25 protein-coding genes are annotated in these 24,839 nt (G+C 41.6%); 16 read left to right on the top strand and 9 right to left on the bottom strand.

The features are described 5' to 3' along the window. The first annotated feature begins 68 nt into the window (after positions 1 to 68). The 6 genes from leuB to ABXG98_RS09170 all read left to right on the top strand — a co-directional run bounded on the left by leuB (position 69) and on the right by ABXG98_RS09170 (position 5,159). Entirely contained in the window at positions 69 to 1,175 is a 1,107-nt protein-coding gene (gene leuB, locus ABXG98_RS09195) for a 3-isopropylmalate dehydrogenase (RefSeq protein WP_353538372.1), read from the top strand. Continuing rightward, positions 1,175 to 2,608: a 3-isopropylmalate dehydratase large subunit gene (leuC, locus tag ABXG98_RS09190; protein WP_353538371.1), complete on the top strand. Its 1,434-nt coding sequence runs from the start codon at positions 1,175 to 1,177 to the stop codon at positions 2,606 to 2,608. The genes leuB and leuC overlap by 1 nt, the downstream gene beginning before the upstream one ends. A gap of 104 nt (positions 2,609 to 2,712) precedes the next feature. Then, a complete protein-coding gene (leuD, locus tag ABXG98_RS09185) occupies positions 2,713 to 3,324 on the top strand; it encodes a 3-isopropylmalate dehydratase small subunit (RefSeq protein ID WP_353538370.1) in 612 nt (203 codons plus the stop codon). Positions 3,325 to 3,493: 169 nt separating this feature from the next. Next, a complete protein-coding gene (locus tag ABXG98_RS09180) occupies positions 3,494 to 3,832 on the top strand; it encodes a winged helix-turn-helix transcriptional regulator (RefSeq protein WP_353538369.1) in 339 nt (112 codons plus the stop codon). Next, entirely contained in the window at positions 3,829 to 4,821 is a 993-nt protein-coding gene (nudC, locus tag ABXG98_RS09175; protein ID WP_353538368.1) for an NAD(+) diphosphatase, read from the top strand. The genes ABXG98_RS09180 and nudC overlap by 4 nt, the downstream gene beginning before the upstream one ends. Positions 4,822 to 4,922: 101 nt before the next feature. Further along, the gene (locus ABXG98_RS09170; protein ID WP_353538367.1) at positions 4,923 to 5,159 is read left to right on the top strand and encodes an RNA recognition motif domain-containing protein; all 237 of its coding nucleotides are present in this window, start codon (positions 4,923 to 4,925) and stop codon (positions 5,157 to 5,159) included. 100 nt (positions 5,160 to 5,259) lie between these two features. Here ABXG98_RS09170 and ABXG98_RS09165 read toward each other — a convergent pair whose 3' ends face one another. Continuing rightward, complete coding sequence (locus ABXG98_RS09165; protein ID WP_353538366.1) at positions 5,260 to 6,936, bottom strand: AAA family ATPase; 1,677 nt, start codon at positions 6,934 to 6,936, stop codon at positions 5,260 to 5,262. 125 nt (positions 6,937 to 7,061) lie between these two features. On the opposite strand from ABXG98_RS09165, the gene ABXG98_RS09160 reads away from it, so the two are divergent. Both ABXG98_RS09160 and ABXG98_RS09155 read left to right on the top strand, forming a co-directional pair. After that, positions 7,062 to 8,351, top strand: a complete 1,290-nt coding sequence (locus ABXG98_RS09160; protein WP_353538365.1) for a multifunctional CCA addition/repair protein — start codon at positions 7,062 to 7,064, stop codon at positions 8,349 to 8,351. Between the two features lie 123 nt (positions 8,352 to 8,474). Next, entirely contained in the window at positions 8,475 to 8,705 is a 231-nt protein-coding gene (locus ABXG98_RS09155) for a glutaredoxin family protein (protein ID WP_353538364.1), read from the top strand. A gap of 77 nt (positions 8,706 to 8,782) precedes the next feature. Here ABXG98_RS09155 and ABXG98_RS09150 read toward each other — a convergent pair whose 3' ends face one another. Continuing rightward, the gene (locus ABXG98_RS09150; RefSeq protein WP_502901552.1) at positions 8,783 to 8,998 is read right to left on the bottom strand and encodes a DUF3820 family protein; all 216 of its coding nucleotides are present in this window, start codon (positions 8,996 to 8,998) and stop codon (positions 8,783 to 8,785) included. A gap of 140 nt (positions 8,999 to 9,138) precedes the next feature. Here ABXG98_RS09150 and ABXG98_RS09145 point away from each other — a divergent pair, with 140 nt between their 5' ends. From ABXG98_RS09145 to ABXG98_RS09120, 6 genes are all read left to right on the top strand, one after another. Beyond that, positions 9,139 to 10,275 (top strand): DUF3083 family protein, encoded by a 1,137-nt coding sequence (locus ABXG98_RS09145; RefSeq protein ID WP_353538362.1) that lies wholly within the window; start codon positions 9,139 to 9,141, stop codon positions 10,273 to 10,275. A gap of 696 nt (positions 10,276 to 10,971) precedes the next feature. After that, positions 10,972 to 11,313, top strand: coding sequence for a hypothetical protein (locus ABXG98_RS09140; protein ID WP_353538361.1), 342 nt, complete (start codon positions 10,972 to 10,974; stop codon positions 11,311 to 11,313). Beyond that, a complete protein-coding gene (locus tag ABXG98_RS09135) occupies positions 11,310 to 14,411 on the top strand; it encodes a hypothetical protein (protein WP_353538360.1) in 3,102 nt (1,033 codons plus the stop codon). Before ABXG98_RS09140 ends, ABXG98_RS09135 begins: the two co-directional genes overlap by 4 nt. Positions 14,412 to 14,653: 242 nt before the next feature. Further along, positions 14,654 to 14,905, top strand: coding sequence for a hypothetical protein (locus tag ABXG98_RS09130; RefSeq protein WP_353538359.1), 252 nt, complete (start codon positions 14,654 to 14,656; stop codon positions 14,903 to 14,905). Between the two features lie 146 nt (positions 14,906 to 15,051). After that, complete coding sequence (locus ABXG98_RS09125; RefSeq protein WP_353538358.1) at positions 15,052 to 15,339, top strand: excalibur calcium-binding domain-containing protein; 288 nt, start codon at positions 15,052 to 15,054, stop codon at positions 15,337 to 15,339. Positions 15,340 to 15,728: 389 nt separating this feature from the next. Then, positions 15,729 to 16,649 carry a transporter substrate-binding domain-containing protein gene (locus tag ABXG98_RS09120; RefSeq protein ID WP_353538357.1) on the top strand — a complete coding sequence of 307 codons (921 nt, stop codon included), beginning with the start codon at positions 15,729 to 15,731 and terminating at the stop codon, positions 16,647 to 16,649. A gap of 261 nt (positions 16,650 to 16,910) precedes the next feature. On the opposite strand, the gene ABXG98_RS09115 is transcribed toward ABXG98_RS09120, so the two are convergent. Both ABXG98_RS09115 and ABXG98_RS09110 read right to left on the bottom strand, forming a co-directional pair. After that, complete coding sequence (locus ABXG98_RS09115) at positions 16,911 to 17,459, bottom strand: response regulator transcription factor (RefSeq protein ID WP_353538356.1); 549 nt, start codon at positions 17,457 to 17,459, stop codon at positions 16,911 to 16,913. A 3-nt stretch (positions 17,460 to 17,462) separates the two neighbouring features. After that, complete coding sequence (locus ABXG98_RS09110; RefSeq protein WP_353538355.1) at positions 17,463 to 18,719, bottom strand: sensor histidine kinase; 1,257 nt, start codon at positions 18,717 to 18,719, stop codon at positions 17,463 to 17,465. A gap of 88 nt (positions 18,720 to 18,807) precedes the next feature. Here ABXG98_RS09110 and msrA point away from each other — a divergent pair, with 88 nt between their 5' ends. After that, positions 18,808 to 19,362, top strand: coding sequence for a peptide-methionine (S)-S-oxide reductase MsrA (msrA, locus tag ABXG98_RS09105; protein ID WP_502901548.1), 555 nt, complete (start codon positions 18,808 to 18,810; stop codon positions 19,360 to 19,362). A 70-nt stretch (positions 19,363 to 19,432) separates the two neighbouring features. Here msrA and nhaD read toward each other — a convergent pair whose 3' ends face one another. Next, entirely contained in the window at positions 19,433 to 20,791 is a 1,359-nt protein-coding gene (gene nhaD / locus ABXG98_RS09100; RefSeq protein WP_502901551.1) for a sodium:proton antiporter NhaD, read from the bottom strand. 58 nt (positions 20,792 to 20,849) lie between these two features. Then, on the bottom strand, positions 20,850 to 22,586 hold the full coding sequence (gene dauA / locus ABXG98_RS09095; RefSeq protein ID WP_353538575.1) for a C4-dicarboxylic acid transporter DauA: 1,737 nt from the start codon (positions 22,584 to 22,586) through the stop codon (positions 20,850 to 20,852). Between the two features lie 165 nt (positions 22,587 to 22,751). On the opposite strand from dauA, the gene ABXG98_RS09090 reads away from it, so the two are divergent. Beyond that, positions 22,752 to 22,922, top strand: a complete 171-nt coding sequence (locus ABXG98_RS09090) for a ribbon-helix-helix protein (protein ID WP_353538353.1) — start codon at positions 22,752 to 22,754, stop codon at positions 22,920 to 22,922. Here ABXG98_RS09090 and ABXG98_RS09085 read toward each other — a convergent pair. The 3 genes from ABXG98_RS09085 to ABXG98_RS09075 all read right to left on the bottom strand — a co-directional run bounded on the left by ABXG98_RS09085 (position 22,919) and on the right by ABXG98_RS09075 (position 24,835). Next, positions 22,919 to 23,341 carry a GNAT family N-acetyltransferase gene (locus ABXG98_RS09085; RefSeq protein WP_353538352.1) on the bottom strand — a complete coding sequence of 141 codons (423 nt, stop codon included), beginning with the start codon at positions 23,339 to 23,341 and terminating at the stop codon, positions 22,919 to 22,921. The genes ABXG98_RS09090 and ABXG98_RS09085 overlap by 4 nt on opposite strands. 26 nt (positions 23,342 to 23,367) lie before the next feature. Next, entirely contained in the window at positions 23,368 to 24,249 is an 882-nt protein-coding gene (gene nadC, locus ABXG98_RS09080; RefSeq protein WP_353538574.1) for a carboxylating nicotinate-nucleotide diphosphorylase, read from the bottom strand. Between the two features lie 64 nt (positions 24,250 to 24,313). Beyond that, on the bottom strand, positions 24,314 to 24,835 hold the full coding sequence (locus ABXG98_RS09075) for a retropepsin-like aspartic protease family protein (protein ID WP_353538351.1): 522 nt from the start codon (positions 24,833 to 24,835) through the stop codon (positions 24,314 to 24,316). Positions 24,836 to 24,839: the final 4 nt, after the last annotated feature.

The raw sequence follows: 24,839 nt of genomic DNA, 5'->3' as shown, positions 1-24,839 counted from the left end.
ATATTAGGTAAGCTTGGCTAACTAATGATTTAGACAAGCTAAAATACAGAGAGATATAAGGTAAAAACATGTCCAACATAGCAATTTTAGCCGGTGATGGTATCGGTCCAGAAGTGATGGTTGAAGCCAAAAAGGTATTAACCACAATTTCAAAAGTATTTGATATAGAAATAAATACCAATGATTATGACATTGGCGGTGCCGCCATAGACAAGCACGGCAATGCCCTACCCGATTCGACCATGCAAGGGTGCGAACAAAGCGATGCCATTTTATTTGGCTCAGTTGGCGGCCCTAAATGGGCAAATTTACCCCCAACTGAACAACCAGAGCGTTGTGCACTGTTAGGTTTACGTGGTCATTTTGATTTATTTTGCAACATGCGACCTGCCACGTTACAGCCATCATTATCATTACTGTCTACGTTACGCAGTGACATTTCTGAACAAGGCTTTGATGTTTTAGTTATTCGCGAACTGACCGGTGATATTTATTTTGGCGAGCCTAAAGGGCGCAAGGGCGAAGGCGAAGAAGAAACAGGCTTTGATTCAATGTTTTATTCTCGTCGCGAAATCAAGCGCATTGCTCACCTTGCGTTTAAAGCAGCTAAAAAACGCAATAATAAAGTGACCTCGGTAGATAAAGCTAACGTGTTAGCCACCAGTCAATTATGGCGTCAGGTGGTTGAAGAAGTCGCCGTTGAATACCCTGACGTTGAATTAGAGCATTTGTATGTTGATAATGCCGCGATGCAATTAGTGCGAGATCCCAATCAATTTGACGTGATGTTATGTCCAAATTTATTTGGTGATATTTTATCTGATATTTGTGCAATGATTACAGGTTCAATGGGCTTATTACCTTCAGCCAGCCTAAATGAACAAGGTTTTGGTATGTATGAGCCAGCAGGCGGCAGTGCGCCGGACATCGCAGGTCAAGGTATTGCCAACCCAATAGCCCAAATTTTATCAGCAGCCTTAATGCTGCGATACAGTTTACAACAAGATGCCGCCGCCAACGCTATTGAATACGCGGTTGGCAAAGCCTTAGATAATGGCATTTTAACAGCAGATCTTTTACCTGCAGGTGAGCGGGCAGCAGCAAAAACCACGAGCGAGGTCGGAGATTATATCTGCCAGCAAATTATTAATTCAACAAACAAGGAAACTAAGTAATGACTAGCCCAGCAGTTAATAGCTCTCCTAAAACTATGTATGAAAAGTTATGGCAAAATCATTTAGTAGAAGACGTTGAAGGTGAAACCCCCTTATTGTTTGTTGATCGACATTTGATCCACGAAGTGACTTCACCACAAGCGTTTGCTAATTTACGTTTTCATAATCGACCAGTGCGTCATCCTGAGCGCACTATTGCGACCATGGATCACAATATTTCAACGCGATCTATTAAAATTGACGCCGCTGGTGAAGGCGCAGCAAATCAATTACGCGCATTAGAAAAAAACTGTAAAGACTTTGGTATTGAATTATTTGGCATGGGTCATAAAAACCAAGGTATTGCCCACGTTATGGGGCCTGAGCTAGGTTTAACCCTGCCAGGTACAATTATTGTTTGTGGTGACTCTCACACCGCTACTCACGGTGCATTTGGCGCACTTGCTTTTGGCATTGGTACCTCAGAAGTAGAGCATGTTTTTGCCACACAAACATTACGCCAGAACAAAGCAAAAACCATGAAAATTGAAGTGAAAGGTCAGGTAGGCACAGGCATTAGCGCCAAAGATATTATTCTTGCCATCATAGGCAAAACCGGTAGCGCTGGCGCAACGGGCTATGTCGTTGAATATTGCGGCGAAGCCATTGAAGCCCTATCAATGGAAGAGCGCATGACTGTGTGCAACATGAGTATTGAATTTGGTGCTAAAGCTGGCTTAATTGCCCCAGATCAAACCACCTTTGCTTATGTTGAAGGCAAAGAATATGCACCTAAAGGGGATGTATTTGCCCAAGCGGTTGCCGATTGGAAACAATTAAAATCAGACGAGGGTGCAGTCTTTGACAGTGTCTTAACCCTTGAAGCAAAAGACATTAAAGCACAGGTAACTTGGGGAACAACACCGGGTCAAGTAACGAGTGTTGATGCCACAGTTCCTTCGCCTAGTGACTTTAGCGACCCAGTCGAGCAAGAATCATGTAAACAAGCGCTCGAATATATGGACTTAACCGCTGGCACTAAAATAACCGATATCACGGTCAATAAAGTGTTTATTGGCTCTTGTACTAATTCTCGCATTGAAGATCTGAGAGCCGCAGCAAGTGTCGTTCAAAGCTATACCGACAAAGGACAAAGTGTTCAAAACACCGTAGATGCCATTATTGTACCCGGTTCATATCGAGTAAAAGCACAAGCAGAGAGTGAAGGGTTAGATAAAATATTTAGCCAGGCAGGTTTTGAGTGGCGCTTACCTGGTTGTTCTATGTGTTTAGGCATGAACGACGACGTACTTGAAGCGGGTGATCGCTGTGCTTCAACCAGTAACCGAAATTTTGAAGGTCGCCAAGGGCGTGGTAGTCGAACGCACTTAGTCAGTCCTGAAATGGCTGCAGCAGCTGCCATTACTGGTCATTTTGTTGATTTGAATAAATAATAAACCGTCATTCCGGTGATCTCTTAAGCCGGAATCTCGATTAAAACACTGACTCTCCGATTAAGACAGCTCGGGGATGAAAGCAAACAATTAAAGGTTCCATCATGGAAAAATTTACCATACATACGGGCTTAGTTGCGCCATTAGACATCGCTAATGTCGATACGGATCAAATAATCCCAAAACAGTTTTTACAAAAAACTGAACGTGTTGGCTTTGGCAAACACTTATTTCACGACAGTCGTTATTTAGATCACAGCGGCAAAGAGCCCAACCCTGAGTTTATTTTAAATAAGCCACAATACCAAGGCACTAGTATTTTGCTAGCCCGAGAAAATTTTGGCTGTGGCTCAAGTCGCGAGCATGCTCCTTGGGCGCTGGAAGAATTTGGTTTTAAAGTGATTATTGCTCCCAGCTTTGCCGATATTTTTTATGGTAACTGTATCAATATTGGTTTGTTACCAATAAAGTTAACCGAAGCTGAGGTTGAACAATTGTTTGCCGAAACAGACGGTGCTGAATTAAACTTACGTATAGACTTACCAAACAACACAGTCAGTTTTACCAACGCTAATAAGCAAGCAATCACGTTCAATTTTAGCTTAAGCAAGTTTCAACAATACAGCCTAGAAAATGGGGTTGACAGTGTGGGATGGACCTTGAAGAAGCTTGATAAAATAGAAGCTTTTGAAGCAAAAATGCCATGCTGGCAATAAGCAACTGATGGTATAAGGCTTTATCACAATGAGTAGCGCTACTTGTTGTGATAAAGTATTCCCAGCTCATCTTCTTTATTTGAGCGATTACATCAAATAAAAAAACATAGCCAACATGCTACACATAATGTAGCATGAATACCATATTCATTTACTGTATGGTAATTCCATGGCGATTCCACTACCCGGCACACCGGTCAGAGGCTCAACAACAGGTAAGCCAATTATGGCTTTGTTTGATTTATTAGGGCGAACATGGTCGTTAGGTATCCTTTGGAATTTACAGCAAGGGCCTGCAACATTTCGTGAACTCCAACACCGTTGTGAGCAAATATCACCAACCTTACTCAATAGCCGCTTAAAAGAGCTTATTACTTTGCACTTGGTGGAGAAGCAAGCATGTGGCTATCAATTAACTCAAAGTGGTTTAGCACTGATCAACATTATATTACCACTAGGTGATTGGTCAAAAAACTGGGCAAAACAAGTACAGGAATACACTTTATGACCTTTGCATACACTCATATGCCCCTTGATAGATGTAGTAATCAACGTAAAAATACCTCATGGCTTAAAGCACAATACCATAAAGAAAGTACGCTGTTTTGTGTGATCAATGACGGTTTATGCTTTTTTAAACAGGGTGAAATTACTCCCTTATTCTTATCTAAAGCTGAACTAACACCTTTACAAATTGAGCAATGTATCTTTTTAGGAAAAAGTGATGAACACGCCATTTTTGCTGTCGATCACAACAAACTGAGATTCTCTACTCAAGAAATGCTACTAACCCAAGGGCAATGGCTAGCTCTGAGGCAAAATAGCAGCCTACTCAACCCATATGATGCTGGCATTTTAGCCCTAGCTAAAGGCTTAGTTTACTGGCATAAAAGCCATCAATTTTGTGGACAGTGTGGCAATTTACATCGCTCTGTGGAAGCTGGGCATGCCAGAAAATGCACGCATTGTAGAAATATGACCTTTCCGCGCACAGATCCTGCGGTGATCATGCTGGTAGAGAAAATGTTCGCTGATGGCATACCACGGTGCTTACTAGGTAGACAAGCAAGCTGGCCTGAAGGGGTATATTCAACTTTAGCTGGTTTTGTTGATCCTGGAGAAACACTTGAAGCGGCAGTTATTCGAGAAGTACTTGAAGAGTCAGCAATTGTTGCAGAGAATCCCACGTATATAACCTCCCAGCCTTGGCCTTTTCCTGCGTCGATCATGTTAGGTTTTGTTGCCCAAGCTACATCGGAAAAAATTGATACACGTCAGGACAGTCTTGAGCATGCCCAATGGTTTTCACGAGCACAAATTGCAGAATTTGTCGTTAATAAAGCGGCTATTATTCGCGAAGGTGAGCTAAACACACAGTCTACTGATGAACCAACAAGTCCAAAAGGAAACAATGCGCCATTAAAAATGAGTAGCAGTGACTCTATCTCTTCTTACTTAATTCAGGCATGGTTAAATAAAAAGATTGGTAAATATTAGCTCGATGCCCCAAGCCGAAAACTTTATTTACCTTAAAAACACAATACTCTTTAGTTATATGAGATAATTGAGTTCGAATCTACAATCACCTATGGTTAAATATGAAACTTTTAGTGCGTAACCTTTCACGATCAACGACCGAGCAAGAAATTCGTACGCTCTTTTCTGCTCACGGCACAATTACTGAATGTAGCTTGGTATTAGACCAAGAAACGGGTAAGTCTAAGGGCTTTGCATTCGTTGAAATGCCAAATGACAGTGAAGCAAAATTGGCACTCGATAGCTTACACGAAACCCGAGTGGCGAAAAATAAAATCCGAGTGAAAATTGCGCAATAGCAATGTATCTAAAAGCCGACTTAAATGTTAATAAAAATCGGCTAATTATAAAACCCTACTGAGCATGTTCCTCGTTAAATAGCGTTTTACGCCTAAGTTATCACCAACTGGTTAACGCAGGTAAACTGAAGGTTTCTCCTTTAAAGGTAAGGATCACTTGTTGTGGTAGGATTTTATCAATAATCAACCCATCAGTAATACTATCACCTTCATAGCGATCTCTACCGTTAACATTAACCCATCCTTGGCCGTCTGAAGCATAGATGTGCTGCTCGAATGTTAAGTTTGGTAAACTGTCTTGTATCCATGCTGGCATTTGCGTTATTGACCTTATCTCACTATTTGATTTTGGAGCTAAAGTTGGTTGCGCTTGTGTGCTCGCTACATTATTTGTGTCTTCGATAGCCGCCTGAAAACGTGCCAGTAAATCCTCAGAAACACCGTCAACAGCTTCTACTTGATAAGTTTTTTCTTGAGACTGAACGGGCTCATTATTGTCACTAAGCTGTGTCGGTATTTGTTTCGGTATTTGTGTCGTGGGCGCGGGCTGAGACTGAGTTGCGTTAACCTGCTCTACAGGCATGGTTGAGGTGAAAGGCGCTGTTGTTTGTGTTTGTGTAGGTATGGTTGATTCAGTTATTTTAGGTGCAGTTGTATGAGTCGCTGAAGTGTTGGTGGCTGTAGTGATTAGGCTTGCCACTAACTCAGGCTCAGGTTGTGTTACTGCTGCATTTTCTGGCACAGTATTTACAGCGGGGCTTGCTTGCTCCTCAATGCCCTCTAACTGTGATTGCTGAATTTTGGAGGGCTTTGCAGTTGTTACCAATTCACTATGCTCTTGTGATTTTTGACTGCCTCCAAGCCAAATTCCGATCACTAACACCGCCAATAATATGCTTGCCGCTGAAGCAATTTGAATACTGCTATTTTTCCACCAAATGACTTGTTCAAAATCATCACCTAGCGCATGGCTTGCCGCTTTAAGGACAATTTTTTTATCTACCACTGCATTATTACTATTGTAGGCTTCCATTAAAGCACTATGACATAGCAAATTAATCAACCTTGGTATGCCTTGGGATAATTTATGTATGGTAACTAAAGCCCCTTTATTAAAAAGCGCTCGGTGACAATCAGCCACTGAGAGTCTGTGTTTTATATAGGCAGATAACTCTTGAAGATTTAGCGGCAACAAATGATATCGAGCCGTGATACGCTGCGCTAATTGTCGCAAATCACGACGTTTTAACAGCTGTTGTAACTCGGGTTGACCAATTAAAATCACTTGCAGCAGCTTTTTAGTGTCAGTTTCTAAATTGGTGAGTAATCGAAGCTGCTCTAACACTTCAGCTTCTAAATGCTGTGCTTCATCAACAATCAACAAGGTATTAATATTTTGAGCATGATTCTTTAATAGCTTTTCGGCAATTTTATCCGTTAAGCTTTTGATAGTTGCACCGGTTTTGCGATAACGAATTTTTAGCTGATCACAAATAGTTGCCAGTAACTCTTGGCTTGATAAGGTTGGATTTAAAATAAAAGCCAGTTGGGTGTTCTCTGGTAAATCAGCCATCAAACAACGGCTAACAGTGGTTTTTCCGGTGCCAACTTCGCCTGTCAATAAGACAAAACCGCCGTTGTCTCCTAAAGCAGAGCCGCCCAAGCCATAACTTAAATGGGTAAGCGCCTCACGATGCCGATCACTCATAAATAAATAACGAGGATTAGGGGCGATAGAAAAAGGTAATTCACTTAACGAAAAAAAATTTGTGTACATAAAAACGTTGCTTCAACTTGAGGGCGATAATGCTGAGCTAAAATTAACCTGTTGATGGCACTATGTCTACGAATATTGTGGTAAACTTTGCTTAATTGTTTAACTATCTTGGCTATTTTTTTAGTATGAATAACCCCATTTCAAATATTACTGAACTTGATGTTTATCTTGTTGGTGGTGCGGTAAGAGATAAGTTATTGAATAGAGCCGTTAAAGATCACGACTATTTAGTGGTGGGAGCAACGGTTGAGCAAATGCTGTCACTTGGTTTCACCCAAGTTGGCAAAGACTTTCCTGTTTTTTTACATCCTATAACCAAAGACGAATACGCCCTTGCCCGTACCGAGCGTAAACAAGGCCAAGGCTATACGGGCTTTGCTTGTTATGCCGAGCCTGATGTTACTCTTGAGCAAGATTTATTACGTCGCGATCTAACCGTAAATGCCATAGCCATGAGCGAAGATGGCACTCTCTTTGACCCTTATAATGGAAAGCTAGATCTAGAAAAAAAAGTGCTACGTCATGTTAGCCATGCGTTTGTAGAAGACCCGTTAAGGGTGTTACGCGTAGCACGCTTTGCTGCGCGTTATCATCACTATGGTTTTACCATCGCCGCAGAAACTCTTGAGCTAATGACTCACATCAGTAACAGTGGTGAACTAGCTACCCTAAGCGCAGAGCGTGTTTGGCAAGAAATGCAACGTAGCCTTAGCGAAGGTACGGCTGATGAACAGCGCCCTGACGTATTTTTTAAAGTACTACATCAATGCCACGCATTAAAAGCCTTATGGCCCGAGCTAGATGCTTTATGGGGCGTGCCAAACCCAGCATTATGGCACCCTGAAATATGCAGCGGTGTTCATACTATGATGGTACTGCAGCAAGCAGTGAAGCTAACGCCAAATCATCAAAATAAAATTGCCATTCGGTTTGCTGCTGTTTGTCATGATCTAGGAAAAAGCTTAACCAAAAGCGAGCATTGGCCAAGCCACCGTGGGCATGAAAAAGCAGGGTTACCGTTGGTTGAAAAAATCGCGAAACAACTAAAAGTGCCTAACTATTGCAAGCAACTTGCGCTTAAAGTATGTGAGCATCATTTACATTGTCATAAAGCGTTTCAGTTAAAGGCTAGCACTTTATTGCGCATTTTTAATCAACTGGATGTTTGGCGAAAACCACAAGAGTTTGATGACTTTTTAATTGCCTGTAAAAGCGATTTTCTCGGTCGTCTTGGTTTTGAAAACCGCCCTTACCCACAAGCAAAATATTTAAAAGATGCCATGCTCGCCGCCTGTAATGTCAATGCTAAAGCCTTTGTTGACCAAGGGCTTAAAGGTGTTGCTATAAAAGAGGCAATGGCAAAAGAAAGGTTAAATGCCATTAAAACTGTAAAAGCGCAATATCAGTTAGATTAGTTAGAATTCAGCTTGTAAACAACAGGTAAAAATAAATAATCAAACATTGGCTTCATTCACCTTTGTTTTATTTAGCGCATTTAGTAAAATAGACAATCTATAACGATTCGGTAAAGGCTAGTGATGAAACGCGTTGTTTTATATATTTCAGATAAATGTCCCCATTGTCGTGAAGCTCAAAACTACTTGGATGAGCATGGCATACAATACAGATTGACTAATGCGAAAATGCAACGCGGTAGAAAAGAGCTTGACGCTATCGGTGCGCGCTCAGTACCCGTCCTTAAAATTGGTAATGAAGTGATGATTGGCTGGAACCTTAAAAACTTTAAAAAGCTCTATGGCAAAGGTTAAGTTGTGACTATTACCTAAAAGCAGCTTAGTTATCTCTCAAACCACTGGTGACAAAAGACCTTTTGATGAGTATTAGGTCAACCCTTCATCAACGGTTTTAGCATGCCCTCTAAACCATTTAACTTAATTTCATACATTAGCGCCAGTTGCTGTCCTAATTTTCCTTCAGGAAAACCTTGAGTGTGAAACCACACTAAATATGGCTCTGGCAGTTGTAATAACTTTCTACCGGCATATTTGCCAAACGGCATGGTTTGATTGACTGCCTCAATTAACGTTTGTTGGTTTGATATCACTCGATTACCTCTTGTTTCCTTCTTATATCAAAGAAAATACTGTCATAAATTTGCCATTAAAGTGACATAAATATGTCATCAAGCAAGCCTAAAATCACCGGAATTATATAACTATTTTTAATGAATAAGGAAACGCCATGTCATTTATTAGAAAACGTAGCGCTGCCCATAAAAGCTATATTCCTGATAACGCACGTGATAATCAATATATTTTGGCTGAATTTGCCATTACCGATGAGCTGATCAAACGTTTTTCAAATAATCACAACCGACCGAACCAGCCTAAGCGAGAAGGTTACTATGAGTTTTATCAAACATTAGCCAAAACATTGTTTGACCTATCCGAACAGTATGAGCTAGAAAACTGCCAATTTATTGCTAACGATAAACTGGCTCGCGTACGTTTTAACCAAGAGATGCATCAATGGCAAACTAATCAGCAGATTATTTTTTACTATAACCCTGAAAACCACCAATTGAAAAAATCTTTTTTTGATGCCAGTAAACGGGTCAAAAAAATTGGCTTGCTTTTTTTGACCTGCGGTCGAAATATTAGAGAGAACGCTGCTAGCTTTCACAGTAAAGTTTCACAGTTAGTGCAAGCTTATGCTAAACAAATAGCTATTGACGAATCAGACATCCGTTTTCGTGATCATCAGCATATCACTTATGATTTGTTTGCTAGAGAGAAAGCTCAGAGCCAAAATAAAAATTTAGCCACACAAACTCATAAGCTTCGTTCAATTGTCAAACGCTATCAAAGCCAAGGGGTTGACCTACCGCAGTATCATAGTGCAATGACCTATGTAATCGTCAACTTACCTATTTCTAATAGATTGCTCAATAGAGTTGAGGTTGATCCAAATTCTTATGATCCTTATAACCCCTTGTATACCTATTTAACCGAAGCTTTTACCCAAGCATCTAAGCTTTACAACTTGAATAACGGGGCGTTAATTGCTAATGGCTTACTACCCATTGTGCGCTATAGTATTCATGATATTGTTTCTCGCATTGGCGAATTGCAAATGCTGGGCTATAACCCAGAGCAAAATCCGTGCGGTATTATCAGTAAATGGGATGCAAATGAGCTGGCAGATAATGTTAAATTAGTGTTTGTGGCTACGCATAAAAATCAAACTGAACACGGATTTGGCCGCTTTTTAAATCAAATAGAACAAACATTGAAGTTATTGACCACTGAGCTTGAAATGGAACCAAGCAAAGAAGAATTGATTATAAGATTTCACCAACATGTGGCCTATAACTTTTAGCTTTAATTGATAGTGTTTAATAGCAAGTACATTAATTAATTGCTCACTTAGCGAGAATTAAAAGACTTAAAAGCAAGGCATTGATTGAAGATAATGGTTATTCAGGTGTAGTAGCCATATCTAAGCTAACAATTTTGAATATAGGTTCTGACTTAATCATACAATCGACAAGGTCAATAATTAGCCAAAAGCGGCTCTAAGCGGATGGAATCAGGAACACACAGTTCATTTGACTTTAAATTAAAAAGCTTTTGTAAATGCACGAGGGATGATTAATGAGACTCACCCTAGTCTATTTATGTCATGTAGCTAATTTTTAGTAGCCTGTAGAGAATCATTACACAATCATTACACAATCATTATGAAATCCTTAAGTTTAATTTTGGATTTTTTATTATTATTTTTAATCTAAGTAAATTTAAAATTCTGGAAAAGAAAGAGATAAACGTATTGTAATGAAAAGCCTTATTTTTAGAGGCTGTTTCGGTATGTCCATAGTCAATGAATGATTTGAGACAACATGAACTAATGTGGATTCATGTTGAATCCACTAAATATACTTTTGCAAATTAATTGGAAAAAGTTCTATACATAGAGGAAATCATTAATCCTATTTTAAACTCCTTGGATGAAAGTGAAATTCCACAAAATAGTCTAGACTTAACGAATCACTAGGAATAACAAAAAGTAACTCCAATGATGAAGATTATGACTCACCAGATGATCGCGTTCTCCAACTCCGCTGTAGCAAACTTCGAGGAGAAACTATCTGCGCAGCTTGGTGCGGCCTATCCGAGGCTCGCGCCCGATCCTGATATTCGCAGGGACTTAGTTGGCAAGTGGTGCCACGAGGCACGTAGTGAAGGGTTTGTCACACGAAGCCAACTACATCAGTGGGTGATGCTGCGTGCCGAGCACGAACTACCTCTACACCAACTAAGCTGGGCGGCACCAATTCTGAACGATCGAAGCCTCACACCGTCCCAGAAAGGTGCGTTGCTCGACGAACGTGCCGTCGTGGTGGAGGCGCAGGTATGACGCACCGTCCCGTTCGCCCGTTGGACAAGAATGCTGTCAAGAAAGCGAACGACGCATTCTACGCCGCGCATCCTGAGATGGTAGACGAACAGGGTAGTCACATCCCGCTCGACCCGTCGTCGCGCGAGCACGCGGCGATGCGCAGCGAGTGGATAGATTTGTACGAGGTTTCCGGCGGTCCGCAAGAGGAGGAGGAGGAGGAACACGAGGCCGACTCACCGATAGTCCCGTGCCGAGATTTCTGGATCGGATTCCAGTTTCTGTGCGAGGACGGTGAGTTCCCGCTGGCAGGCGTAGAGATCACTGTTATAAAACCAGACGGCGAGGATAGCCTGCGAACCGCGGACAAGAACGGGTTGATCATGCTGCGCGGCTGCGCTCCCGGCTCCTACGAACTGGAGACATTTCTTTATGAGCGCTCACTCAGCGATACCTTCGAGCATGTGGGCGGCTACGCGGCTCCCGCCCCCGTCACAGCCTCCCAGGCAACTCCTCCGTCGCAAGAGACGCGGCATGAGGAAGATGCTCGGCGACGCGGCGCCGCGAACAATAACGATCACCTCCCTACCGCTGATGCCGAAACCCGCCGCGAACGCGCTCTTCCGTGGACACCACGCACGATTGCAGTCGTAGAGCAGCGTAAGGTCCAAGATGGCGATTCTCTAGTCTCGTTGGCTGAAGGAGCCGGTCTGATCTGGGAGGACATCGCAGACTTCAACTTCGGTACGCACGAACAAGACGAAGTCAACGCCCAGTTGCGCGACCTTACAGGCTGTACAATAAGCGACCAGCGCGGCAACTACAGCTTTAGTTCCACCGATGATCCTGGCCTGATCTGGATCCCGAAGCCATTCAAGGCTGAGGGGCTCGCTACCGGCAAGGTGCATGTGTTCCGTGCCCGCCCGATCGCTCGGCCTGTCAAGCTGGAAGTGCAGACGGTGGACGATCTTGGCTACCGGATCGGTGGGATTGACTTAGTGCTGGTGCAGGTGAACGGAGCCGAGACCGCCGTGACGACTGACGCCGAGGGCTACTGGTCCGACACGCTCGTACTGCGCGGCGTGGTCGATGTCTACCATGCCGATAGAACACGTGCTCATTTCCACCGACGCGGCTATACCGCCGCCGATCAGAAGGACGGCTCGGAGGCTGGTGCGGTCCCCGCCGTTTTTGCCCGGCTCGACCCGATACTGGCGCGCCGCACCATTTCTGAAATCCACGTGCCCGGCCGCAACGGAGCAGAGGTAGTCGCCCGCCACGACACCCTGCGCCGCCGCTACGGCCGGCTTCCCGTCGACATGACCGCCGCGAGGGAGGCTCTGAAGGACCTCAACGTACCGGCCGGAGAGTCTGGCGGCGAGATGCCGTCGGCGGCTGGTGACAGCGACGACCCAACCGGCGCGACGCCTTGGCGTGAGCAGCGGGTGGCGGTTGACAACGTATGGATGCTAGGATTCAACACAAGTAAGCCGAATTATTGCAACTTGGAAGCATTTTTCAAAGGTTTAACCGGGTGGTTGAAGGATCGTCACGGCACAACCGGTATCTCGGCCCGCGGCTTTTATGTCATGGCATTGGTGCGCAACGAGCTCGTGGTGTTGAGACCCGACACCTCTGGGGGGTATGTCGAGGAGGCGCGGGTTAAGTTCGACCTTAACGAATTTCAGACCCATCGTAACCTCAGCGGCGCCTACGCTGCCTTCGAGACCGGCGGATCAATGGCGCAGTTCCTTGACATGGAAACCCGCAGCTTCAGCTTCGGCTACCAGAAAGAGGGGGTAGACGGCATAATACCCCTCGCCACCTGTTGCGCTGACGAGGGCGAGGCGCAGAAGCTGCGGGACGTGATGAACCGGATGGGCGACAAGGTGGCAGTGCTTTACATGCTACCACACTCAGATGAGATCATGCTCCACCAATTGCTGGTCGGTGGAACTGGCTTGCTAGAGGACTACCCTGCAGACTCCGCGCTGGCGGCAAGAATTCATGCCCGTAACCTGAAGATCGTCAGCAAGCACGGGTGGCTCTATCAAAAGGTGATCGACCGCTACATAGACGATATCGACGACATCAAGAGCCACGATGAATTACGCAAGAAGGGACCACCGCCGGAGCCATTCCGCTTCCCGAGTCCTGCCGGCGTCACACACGGGCGCCAACAGGAGATCTGGGAGGAGCATAACGTCTCAAGTTACCGCGCCTGGAAAAAAGTCAACGAGGTGCTTGGCGATCTGACCGACCAGCACATCGGCGGTTCGATGTTCCTACGCGCGAAATTTGAGGTCGCCGGTTGGCAGGGTGCAACTGGGGGAAAGGCTGGTGCTAAGCTTTCCTGGTCGGCCGACCTCGGTTCGGACGGTTTCATCAGCAGATCAGAATCTGCGTATGAGGTCGATGTGGGTGCCGACGCTAAGACTGGAACAACGAAGCTCGGAGCCCACTACAAGGTCGAAGTCAATGCCGAAACTGGCGAAGAGAAGCAGACGGCCACCGTGTCGCTCAGTCGCGGCGGCAAGTCTTGGGGGCTGGAAGCGGCTAGCGATGGCGAGGTGAAGGTGACAGGCCCAGGGGGCATCTCCGCGGGCTGGAACCCGCGCTCGGCGCAATTGGGCGTAGGCGTCTGTCTGCCACTGCACGATTGGATGAAGACAGATAAAATGAAAGCGGCTGAAGGGAACGTGTCAGGTGATAAATTCAATAGAAAGATGGAGGCGACGCTATGCATAGGCATCTACTTTCAGCTATTGCGCTCAGAGCACGTCCTCGCCTATTTGGTTCGTGCGCCCGGTTTCTTTGAGTCCAGAGCGATCCCGGACATCGTCGCTTCTAACTGGAACGGCCTCTCAGGCTTTGAGCGCGCTCAGATGATCGCCATAGGCTGGAAGAACGAGAAAAATGGAGAACAGTGGGACAGACGGCTACCCGCGGACTTTCCGGAGGCCACTAAGAAGCCCTACGCACAACTCGAAGGGCACCAGAAAGAAGCTGCGGTAAAACTGCGGTTTGGCTTAACTGGTTCGCCCTCTTGGGAAGCCGTCTGGTACGGTGAACAAATGGCGGCTAAAAGCCTAGCGAATCGACTAAAAACTGGTCGCTGAGGGTCGTAACCGGCAGTGGTGTGACTGTTAAAAAGTCTAAAGGCTTTATTGTAACCGCAACAGAGTATAAAGCGTTAGATGTTGGCAGAGTTCGTCGAGGAATTGACGTAATGTTAACTAAAGGTGAAAAGCAGTTATAGTTACTTACTGTTCATTTTTAGTCTGGTTGTTTTGATAGAACATTAGATAGCGACAGCGTTGATTTGATGCCTATTGGCTCTAAGAAATCTAAAGGAGCCTGTGTGAAGCTCAGTGAGCAAATTAAGCCACTGGAAAGGTGGATTGATTCACGTGCGAGTGAAGATGTTCCATTTATCGTATTAGGTGTTTTCAACCGAAGATTTAATCATGATATTACTTTTGAATATTCTGAGGAATCCGGATTATGGCAAGCTATTGATGATGAGGGGGTGAGGATATGTGGGCTCCAACTACTGGAGCTACACCTAAATATTGGGGTGGTTCAAAGACTTTATTGGTCACATTGTATTTGATCCTAAAGCCAAACAGTATTATGTTAATGATTCATTCCGCCAGCTGGTATTTGATCAGGAATATAGCCGCAAGGCAAGTACCTATCTAAGTGACCATTGCCCCATATCGGTTGAGTTAAACTTATAAACAATAGCAAGGAGTAGTTATGAAAAATATGTTGATGCTGGCGTTTGTTATATTCGCAGGCTGGAAGTTTTACAATGATAGTCAGGTTAAAGTCACTAAGCCTGAACCACAAGTAACGCGCACAGTACCTAGTAAACGCGCTACAAAAGCTAGCCCACCACAACCCAAGTTTTCTTGTGATGGTCGACAGCATTGTTCGCAAATGTCTTCTTGTGCTGAAGCTACGTATTTTATACAGCACTGTCCAAATACTAAAATGGATGGCGATCGAGATGGCATACCTTGTGAAAGGCAATGGTGCGGTTAGGTAAGGACGATTTATTTGAAATGACTGACAACTACAAATAGGCTTAGAGAACTGCCATCATTAATTCAGAACTTTGTGTCGGTTGAACGGCAAAACAGCTACGAGTATCAACAATTACCTTATGACTTCAGTTAGCCAATAGCTGACGTTGCGCTTTGAGAATCCATGATCAATATTCATGGGGTAAGTTTAACTAAAATTTACTGCTTGTTTGTGGGACTGGTTTAAGCCTAATAACTGCTATTGGGTTGTAATTTAATGACCTAAATATTGTCTATAAATCAGAGTAGATAATTTAAACTGACTTCCACACAATACCTTCACAAAGTTGATTTCAACTTTGACGATTTAGTATATAATTTTGATAAATATTACTTAATCGCTTCATTATGAAACTTGCTTACTCTTTAATATTATTTTTGGTTATCTACTTTATTCATTCAAGTACAATAAATGCTCAAGGCTTCGAACAACAGTCTGTACTAAAAATCCCTAAATCTCGATCAGCTTTCGATATATCTCATGATTATCATCTCGCTTTATTGAATATGGCACTTGTTAAAGCAGCTAAGAACAGAGAAGTCCCTAAGTTTGAAATTTTAAAAGAAAGAATGTCACAAGGTCGTGCCAGCACTGAGTTGATGAAAGATGAAAGCATAGATGTTTATTGGTTAGGCTTCGATAAGGAAGTAAATGAACAATTACGAGCGATCAAAATTCCAACTACTCGTGGTTTAATTGGCTATCGAAAATTCATCATCAATAAAGAATCAGTGAAAGCTTTTGAAAAGGTAAAATCTGTTGATGATTTGAAAAAATTTACCGCTTGTCAAGGTGCCCATTGGCCTGATACTAAAATTTTAGCCGAAGCTCAATTATCTGTAACTACCTCTACTATCTATGAAAATTTATTCAAGATGCTCGATGCCAAACGATGTGACTACTTCCCACGTGCTGTTCATGATATTAAAAACGAGCTTTTCCATATTAAGGAGTTATATCCAAATTTGATTCAATATGACCGTATACTATTGCATTACCCATTTGCCGTTTATTTTTATACTAATAAATCCAATGAAATCTTAGCACGTTGGATTGAAGAAGGGCTGGAAGAACTTTCTAAACAAGGAGCTATTGAAGCATTAATGGAAAAACACCCTTTAACTGCGCATATTTTTCCCCTAAAAGATGAAACACATACATTATATCTTTATTTTGATAATTTTCTGCTCGATCACAATACGAACGTTAGGGATCGAAAACTCTGGTTTATACCTGAAGATTTTGGCATTGAAACAAATTTAAAATAAGAGGGTTTTAGCCACATAGGAATTTTAATTTGTTTGGTGAGCTTGTCCATAATTAAGAATGAGTATAATGTTATTAGTGAAGTGATGAGCGACTGCTTAGTCAGCACTTTTTGCCTGTCTACTTATTCGATTAATTGGTAATAATTGTAGTCAAATAATGCATATGTCTATCTGAGGGTAATGTCCGTTTTCGTATCATCGCTGACCTAATCAACTGTGTAATTGGTATAACTTCAAAACCAGCAAAGCCAACAGTTTTAGTTAACTGCTGGTTTTCTCTGCTAGAGGCTTTTTCTGAAGCTTTCTTTGTAGGGTGCGTCTGTGCATAGACAGCTGCCTAGCCGTAGCCGAAATATTACCACCGTTAGCTTTCAGTACTTGCTGAATATGTTCCCACTGCGCCTGTTCAGCAGACAGCGTTTGCCCATCAACATCAGTATCTGTGGTAATGTCTGACACTTTACTTTCATTTAATGCTGCTAGTAATGTTTGGGTATCTAGGGGTTTGGTTAAATAGTCATCAGCACCTAATTTAATGGCATCAACGGCAGTAGCAATACTCGCAAAACCTGTTAATAAAATAATACGGCTTTGACTACGTAATTGCCTAATAGGCTTAATAATACCTAAGGTGGTTTCATGCGCTAATTTCATATCAAGTAAAACATAATCGGGCAGATGGCGATGGCAAGCTAATAACGCTTCAGAATTAGTTTCAACGTGTACACAATCAAAACCATGTTTAGTGAGCCGCCTAATAATGGTATTAGCAAAAAGGGTATCATCTTCTACCAGTAATAATTTCTTCATTGGTTAACCGTCCTTTAAAATCGGTAGGCTTAATGTGACTAAAGCCCCACCTTGATTGTGATTGGTTAATACTAACTTACCACCCAAACGTTCTAAACTAGCATGACTTAAAAAGACAGCCATGCCTAGCCCTTGCTCACTGGTTACTGGCTTTGTTCCCAGTTGTTTTAATTTTTCTAAGGTAAAACCTAAACCATAATCGCGAATAACAAACTGCCAATTACCTGCTTGAACTTGGCTAATTAATGTAATTTTATGGCTATTGTTGGCTTTAGTGGCCCTGACAGCATTGTTTAATAAATTAATAATTGCAGGTAATAATGCCGCATCCGCCTTTATTTCGACTTCTTGAGCTTGTTGCTCGGTTAACTCAACTTCTATTTCTGGGTGATTAACGCGTAAATTCTCTAATACCTGTGCAAGTAGTTCGCTAACAGTAATTGCGGTGATCGTTTGCTCTTTAATATCAAATACCATAGCACGGAAGGTATTCAGACTTTGGGTACAACGTGCTAGTTGACTTTGCATATCGTCAATTATGTCATTGTTGGGAAAGTCTTCACTGAGCTCATCAACCAATAATTGTACGGTAGCTATTGGGGTAGCCAATTGGTGAGTGACTTGTGCTGACGCAACACCTAATGATGTCACCTGTTCTTGCTTTAATAGGTTTTCACGATAAGCAGCAATAGCCAACTCTCTTTGATTAATGCTTCGTGCCATTTTGCCAACAACAATGGCTACCACTAGTGCAGAAAATAAAAAGTTGATCCCCATACCAATAAAGTGCCCTTCCATATTACCGTGCATCACACTCATAGGTAAAAACCATAATAAAACGCTATAAGAGCCAATGGCTAGTAATGCCACTAAAGCCAGTAAGATTGGTGTTAACGTTACCGCAGCAATAGCAATAGGAATTAATAATAACGACACAAAAGCATTGGTCGCACCACCACTAAAAAAGAGTAACAAGGATAAAAATAATATATCGGCACATATTTGTATTAACAGAGCTGAAGGACTGGCTTGGGATTTGTTGCGATAAATAACAAAACTCACAAGGGTAAATATTAACTCCAACGCAATAACACTAAATAAAGGTGTCCAAGGTAGTTGATACTGCAAACCAATATTGACGAATAAAATTAACAGCAATTGCAGTATAATTGCAGCAGCGCGTAAAATAAGCACCATATGCACTTGGTTATTGGCTTTATTTTCTTCTGTCGAATGACTTATTTTAAAAAAGGGTGACATAAATTATTCGTGTCTCAAGTGTATCTCGTTTGTTCATAATATTATATTATCCTTATTCTTATCGAGTGTTTTGAGCGAAATCATAAAAATGACAATGAATATCAATAACAACCCTCAGCAAATCGCTACACTAGCAGGCGGCTGCTTTTGGTGTATAGAAGGTGCTTTTTCTCAAGTAAAAGGCATTATTTCAGCTACATCAGGTTATATGGGCGGCCATTCTAAGGCACCAAGTTATGAAGAAGTTTGCTCTGGCGAAAGTGGACACGCTGAAGTGGTGCAATTAACTTTTGATCCGAGCATGATTAGTTATCAAGAAATATTAGAGATATTTTTTACCCTGCATGATCCAACCCAGTTAAATCGTCAAGGTAATGATATTGGCACGCAATACCGATCGGCTGTTTTTTACCATGATGAGAGTCAAAAGCACACTGTAGAGCAAATAATTACTGAAATGAGTGATGCACAAATGTTTGAGCAAGCGATAGTTACCCAAGTATGCCCTATTGATGAGTTTTATTCTGGTGAAGATTATCATCAAGACTATGTAAACAATAACCCTGAAAATGCTTACTGTCAGGCGGTTGTTTCACCTAAGCTTGCCAAGTTTAGAAAAACCTTTGTCAGTAAGTTAAAATAACACGTCTCTTAGACAAGCCTTTAATAATTATTTGAAAATTAAAGGCTCTTTTCAAGTTTCAACTAGCAATTTAGCCATTAATTAAATAATGAACATAAATGCTAGCAGCATACCCTAAAGCAATTGCCCAGCTCCATTTCATATGGCTAAAGAAGCTATACATGCCTTTAGATTGCCCCATTAATGCAACACCTGCTGCCGAACCAACTGAAAGTAAACTACCGCCCACGCCAGCGGTCATGGTGATTAATAACCATTGATAAGTATCCATTTCTGGGTTCATAGTTAAAATAGCAAACATAACAGGAATATTATCTACAATGGCAGAAAGAATACCCGCTATTATATTGGCATTGGTTGCACCTAGACCATCATAAAGTAAATGAGATACATTAGCCAAATACCCAATAGTACCTAAACCACCGACACAGAAAATAACCCCAAAAAAGAATAATAAAGTATCCCATTCGGCTCTAGCCACTTTTGAAAAAATATTAAATTCAGTTGTGTTATCTTCTAATTTTTTTTCTGACACTTTTAAATAATAAGAGAAGAAAAAAAGGTACGACATACCTGTCATCATACCTAGAAATGGCGGTAAATGTAAAAATTGCTCAAAGGAGACAGCCGTAATAATAGTACAGAGGAAGAGCAAACAAATCACCACTGCCCCTTTTTTCATAATAACATTATCACCTGAAGCTTGTGGCGTTTCATTTGGTATCGCTAAACTCATAATAAAGCCAGGTATGAGAAAATTCACTAGAGCCGGTATAAATAAAGCAAAGAATCCAAAAAAGTCTACATTACCTGATTGCCACACCATTAAAGTTGTTATATCACCAAAAGGACTAAATGCCCCTCCAGCATTAGCAGCAACAACAATATTAATAAATGCTATCGATACAAATTTAGGCTTATCTGAACCAACAGCTAACACAACAGCGCCCATCAATAATGCCGTCGTTAAGTTATCAGCAATAGGAGAGATAAAAAAGGCTAAAAAGCCTGTGATCCAAAATAATTTTCGGTAACTATACCCTCGCTTTACTAACCAAGCTCTAAGTGCTTCAAACACATTACGTTCGGTCATCGCATTGACATATATCATCGCGGTGAGTAAGAAAAGCAATAATGCTGAATACTCTAATAAGTTATGATTCAAGGCATGCTCAACAAGCATAGTTCCATGCTCTACACCTTTTGCAAGCAAGGCAACTAAAACCCAAATGATACCAGCAGCAAGTATAACTGGCTTTGATTTGCGAAGATGTATAAACTCTTCAGCTATCACCAAACCATAACCAATAATAAAAACAGCTAAAGCTGCAAATCCCAACATTGACGAGGTCATATTGAGATGACCTGTCGAATCCGAAGCCCAAGCGGGTGTCACGCCAAGACAAAATAACAGTATGGCGGTAAATATATTTTTCAAAGTAACCTCTCTCAGTTTTAATATTGTATAAATTTTTTTGCAAGCTCAGCTAGCCGTTATCCTTGTCTTCCTTCGATGATACTATTGATTCACTTAGCGCCTCTGATAGTGTGGAAAACACTCTGCATTTTTTTCCATCAGGTAAAAACTCAGCTTTTGATAATGTTTTTAAAGGTTGAAATTGAAAGTCAGCTAAATATAAACGAGTGTTTGTTTTTGCACATTTCTCAATCAACTTGTATAAAGCAGCAACTCCACCTGAATCTAAAACAGAAACACCATCAAAATATAAAACTACACCTTCTTGATCGTTACTAAGGTGGGACAATTCACCAAAAATACGATCTGCAGCAGCAAAAAAAAGAGGCCCATTAATCTTATAAACTTTCCACTTGTCAGGAAGACTAATATGAATCAGGCGTTTATGTTTCGTAATATCATGTACTTTGGTCATATCTGCCATTTGTTTCATAAATAATAAAGATGCTAGAACAACCCCTGCAACAATAGCGACAACCATGTCTACAAAAACGGTCAATAAAAAACAACTCAGCAACACAACTACCTCATCCGCTGAAGCTTTCTTAATTAAGTGGATGATTTTATCAGACTCGCTCATATTCCATGCAACCACCAGTAGTAGTGCAGCCATTCCAGCCATTGGTATATAAGATAAAATTGAAGAAAAAGACAAAAGAGAAAACAGTATAACAACAGCATGAATCATTGCTGAAATAGGCGTTACACTACCTGCTTTAAAGTTTGCTGCTGAACGTGCAATGGCTGCAGTTGAAGTTATCCCACCAAAAAAGGGGGTAATTACATTACCTATCCCTTGTCCTAACAACTCACTATTGGCACTATGTTTAGTGCTTGACATACCATCAAGTACTACTGCACATAACAAAGATTCAATTGCACCTAGCATAGCGATTGCAAAGGCATCTGGCACTAAATCCTTAATTAACCGCCAAGAAAATACTAGCGGCTCTTCACGTAGCCAAGGTAATTCAAAACTAGGCATTTCCGACGGTATTCCATGGCCTATAGCACCATCAGGCAAAGTAAAACTGAATATTGAAGCTATAGTCGCGACATTAGTGCCATGAGTATTTAATATATATGCAATAACGCTAGCAACTATAATGGCAATAAGGTGAGCAGGTATCACTGTTTTTAACCTTGGCCAAACGATCATAACCAACAATGTACAGCTACCTACAAATAAAGTAGGCAATGATAAATTGTGGAGTTGTTGCAATATTACGCTTACTTTACCAACAAAATGTTCTGGCATATCTGTAATTATTAAACCGAAAAAATCTTTCACTTGAAAAACCGCGATAACAACAGCGATTCCTCCAGTAAAGCCTAACGTTACCGATTCGGGGATATATTGTATATATCGCCCTAATCTAAGAAACGCCATAACAATTAAAAAGCCCCCTGATAGAACACTTGCTAGTAAAAGCCCTGATAAACCATACTGCTGCACAATAGGGTATAAAATAACAACAAAAGCAGCAGTAGGCCCTGAAACGCTATAGCGTGAACCACCTGTAAGAGGAATAATAAAACCCGCAATAATTGCAGAATAAAGTCCGTACTGAGGAGCAACACCTATTGCTATAGCTAGCGCCATTGCCAAAGGTAAAGCAATAATACCGACGGTCAGCCCGGCAAGTGCATCTTTAAGAAACCAATTAAGTGTGTAGGGACTGGCTTTAAATGACTCTCGAAGAGCATTACCAATTCGCAAAGAGAATAAGTGCTTTCGATATTTCATCAACGAATGACCTTTTTTGTATTTATAATTTTCATGCAAATAACAACGTTGCAATTATATTACAATTTAAATACAATACAATTACAATCATATGTTAATCAAATTACAATATGATTAACATGTAGCTATAATTACATTTAAAGACAAAGTGAAATTGGAGACAATATGGAAAAGAGAACAGCTAGACTGACTATTCTTATCGATCCTAAAAAGAAAGCGACTTTTGAAGAATTGTGTGCTTTAGATGATGTAAATGCCTCTCAAAAAGTGAGACAGATGATCAGGGAATATATTGAAGAAAAATTAGGTGAAGACTGGCGTGACAGTGTATTTTAAACAAACTTACACATACCGTGTCCTAACGTTGCGTTAGGCCTATTAAAGTAACCATAACGCGCATAAAATGTTTCTTTCCCCTTAACAGCTAACAAGCCAATAGTAGCACCTGAAATGGCAGCATTTGATAGATAACCTTCTATTGCTGTCATTATCCTATCGCCAATACCAAAACCTTGATAATCAGGGTCAACCGCAATATCTTGGACGTAAAAATACATGACACCATCACCAACTACGCGTCCCATACCAACAAGTACATCTTGATCATAGATAGCAACATGAAATAAGGAGTTATCTAAACTCCTTTGTGCAGACGCTTTATCAATTGATTGCCAGCCAACCTTTATTCTTAAGGCTACAAAGTCTTCAACCAACGGGCTGGCTATTTGCGTATTCAACCTAGTTGCTATGGTCATATTACTGCTTTCATTTGCTATCATTTTTACTGAAAACGCATTGATAAATCAACTGCTTGCACATGCTTAGTTAACGCACCACTTGAAATAAAATCAACCCCAGCCTTAGTATATTCTTGCAATATCTCTATAGTCATATTGCCTGACACTTCCAATTTTGCTTTACCACGCGTCGCCGCTACTGCTTGCTCTATCATGGTTGGGGTGAAGTTATCTAGCATAATAATGTCGGCACCAGCATCTAGCGCCTGTTGAAGTTCGTCCATAGATTCAACTTCAACTTCAACGGTTTTATCACTATGGTTTTTCTTTGCTGTCGCAACAGCTTGGGCAATACCACCACAAGCAGCAATGTGATTTTCTTTAATCAAAAAAGCATCAAACAAGCCAATTCTATGGTTAACACCACCACCACAAAGTACTGCATATTTTTGTGCTGAGCGTAAGCCTGGTAAGGTTTTTCGCGTATCTAATAACTTGGTCTTAGTTCCTGCCAGTTCTTTTACATATTGGCTAGTGAGTGTTGCTGTGCCCGATAAAGTTTGTAAAAAGTTAAGGGCTGTGCGCTCACCGGTTAATAAGGTACGTGCATTGCCGCGTAACTCAAACAAGGTGGTATTAGCTTTAACTACTTCGCCGTCATTAACAAACCAGGTAATCTTAGTTGCTTGTTCGTTAACCTGCCCAAGTGACTTATCTAACTGAGTAAACACTTCATTGACCCATGCAACACCACTTAAAACACAGTCTTCACGGGTAATAACCGTTGCAATCGCTAGTTCATTTTCAGGTATTAACATTGCGGTAATATCTTGCTCAACACTTGGTGTTTGCTGGTCAAAAGCACCTAAATCTTCTTTAAGCGCCCAAGTCACAGTAGTTGATATATCGTGTTTTAGCTTTTTCATCTCAGAAGAAAGAGCGGAATTAAATGTTTCAGAGTTAAGCATTGGTTATTCCAGTTAATTCAAATTAAAGGTATTCGCGTAAGGTAAGTTGTTTGCCCGTTTGGCTAAACTCGACTTTTTTCAAAGCACTCATGCCCAACAAAATTTCATCACTTTTCATTGCAGGGTTTATATGTGCGGCGACATTATATAGGAAAATATTGCCAATGCTAAGGTGATCTATTTTTGTTCGGTAAACCGTGACAGAGCCATTCGCTGTTTGCACCGGATAACTGCCAAAACTTTCCAGCTGCAATTTATCGGCAATATGAGCAGGAATAGATACTTGAGTTGCTCCTGTATCAAGCAAAAAAGTAACAGAAAGCTCATTAATAGTGCCTTTACTGACGTAATGCCCTTGCCTATTTTGTTTTAATACAACCTCTGCCTGCCCTGAACTATTAAGACCTACTTGTGGTTGGTTATTAGGATTGTACTGTTTATCAAGCACATCTTGAAAAAAGAACATCAATAACGCAATTGCGATAATCCAAGCAAGCCAAACAAATATCTTGGCAATTTTGTTTGTTGAGTCTGCTTCAGTCATAATA

It is taken from the genome of Colwellia sp. KU-HH00111 (assembly GCF_040362745.1).
Classification (GTDB): Bacteria; Pseudomonadota; Gammaproteobacteria; order Enterobacterales; family Alteromonadaceae; genus Colwellia.
This window is presented reverse-complemented; position numbering and strand designations above follow the sequence as displayed.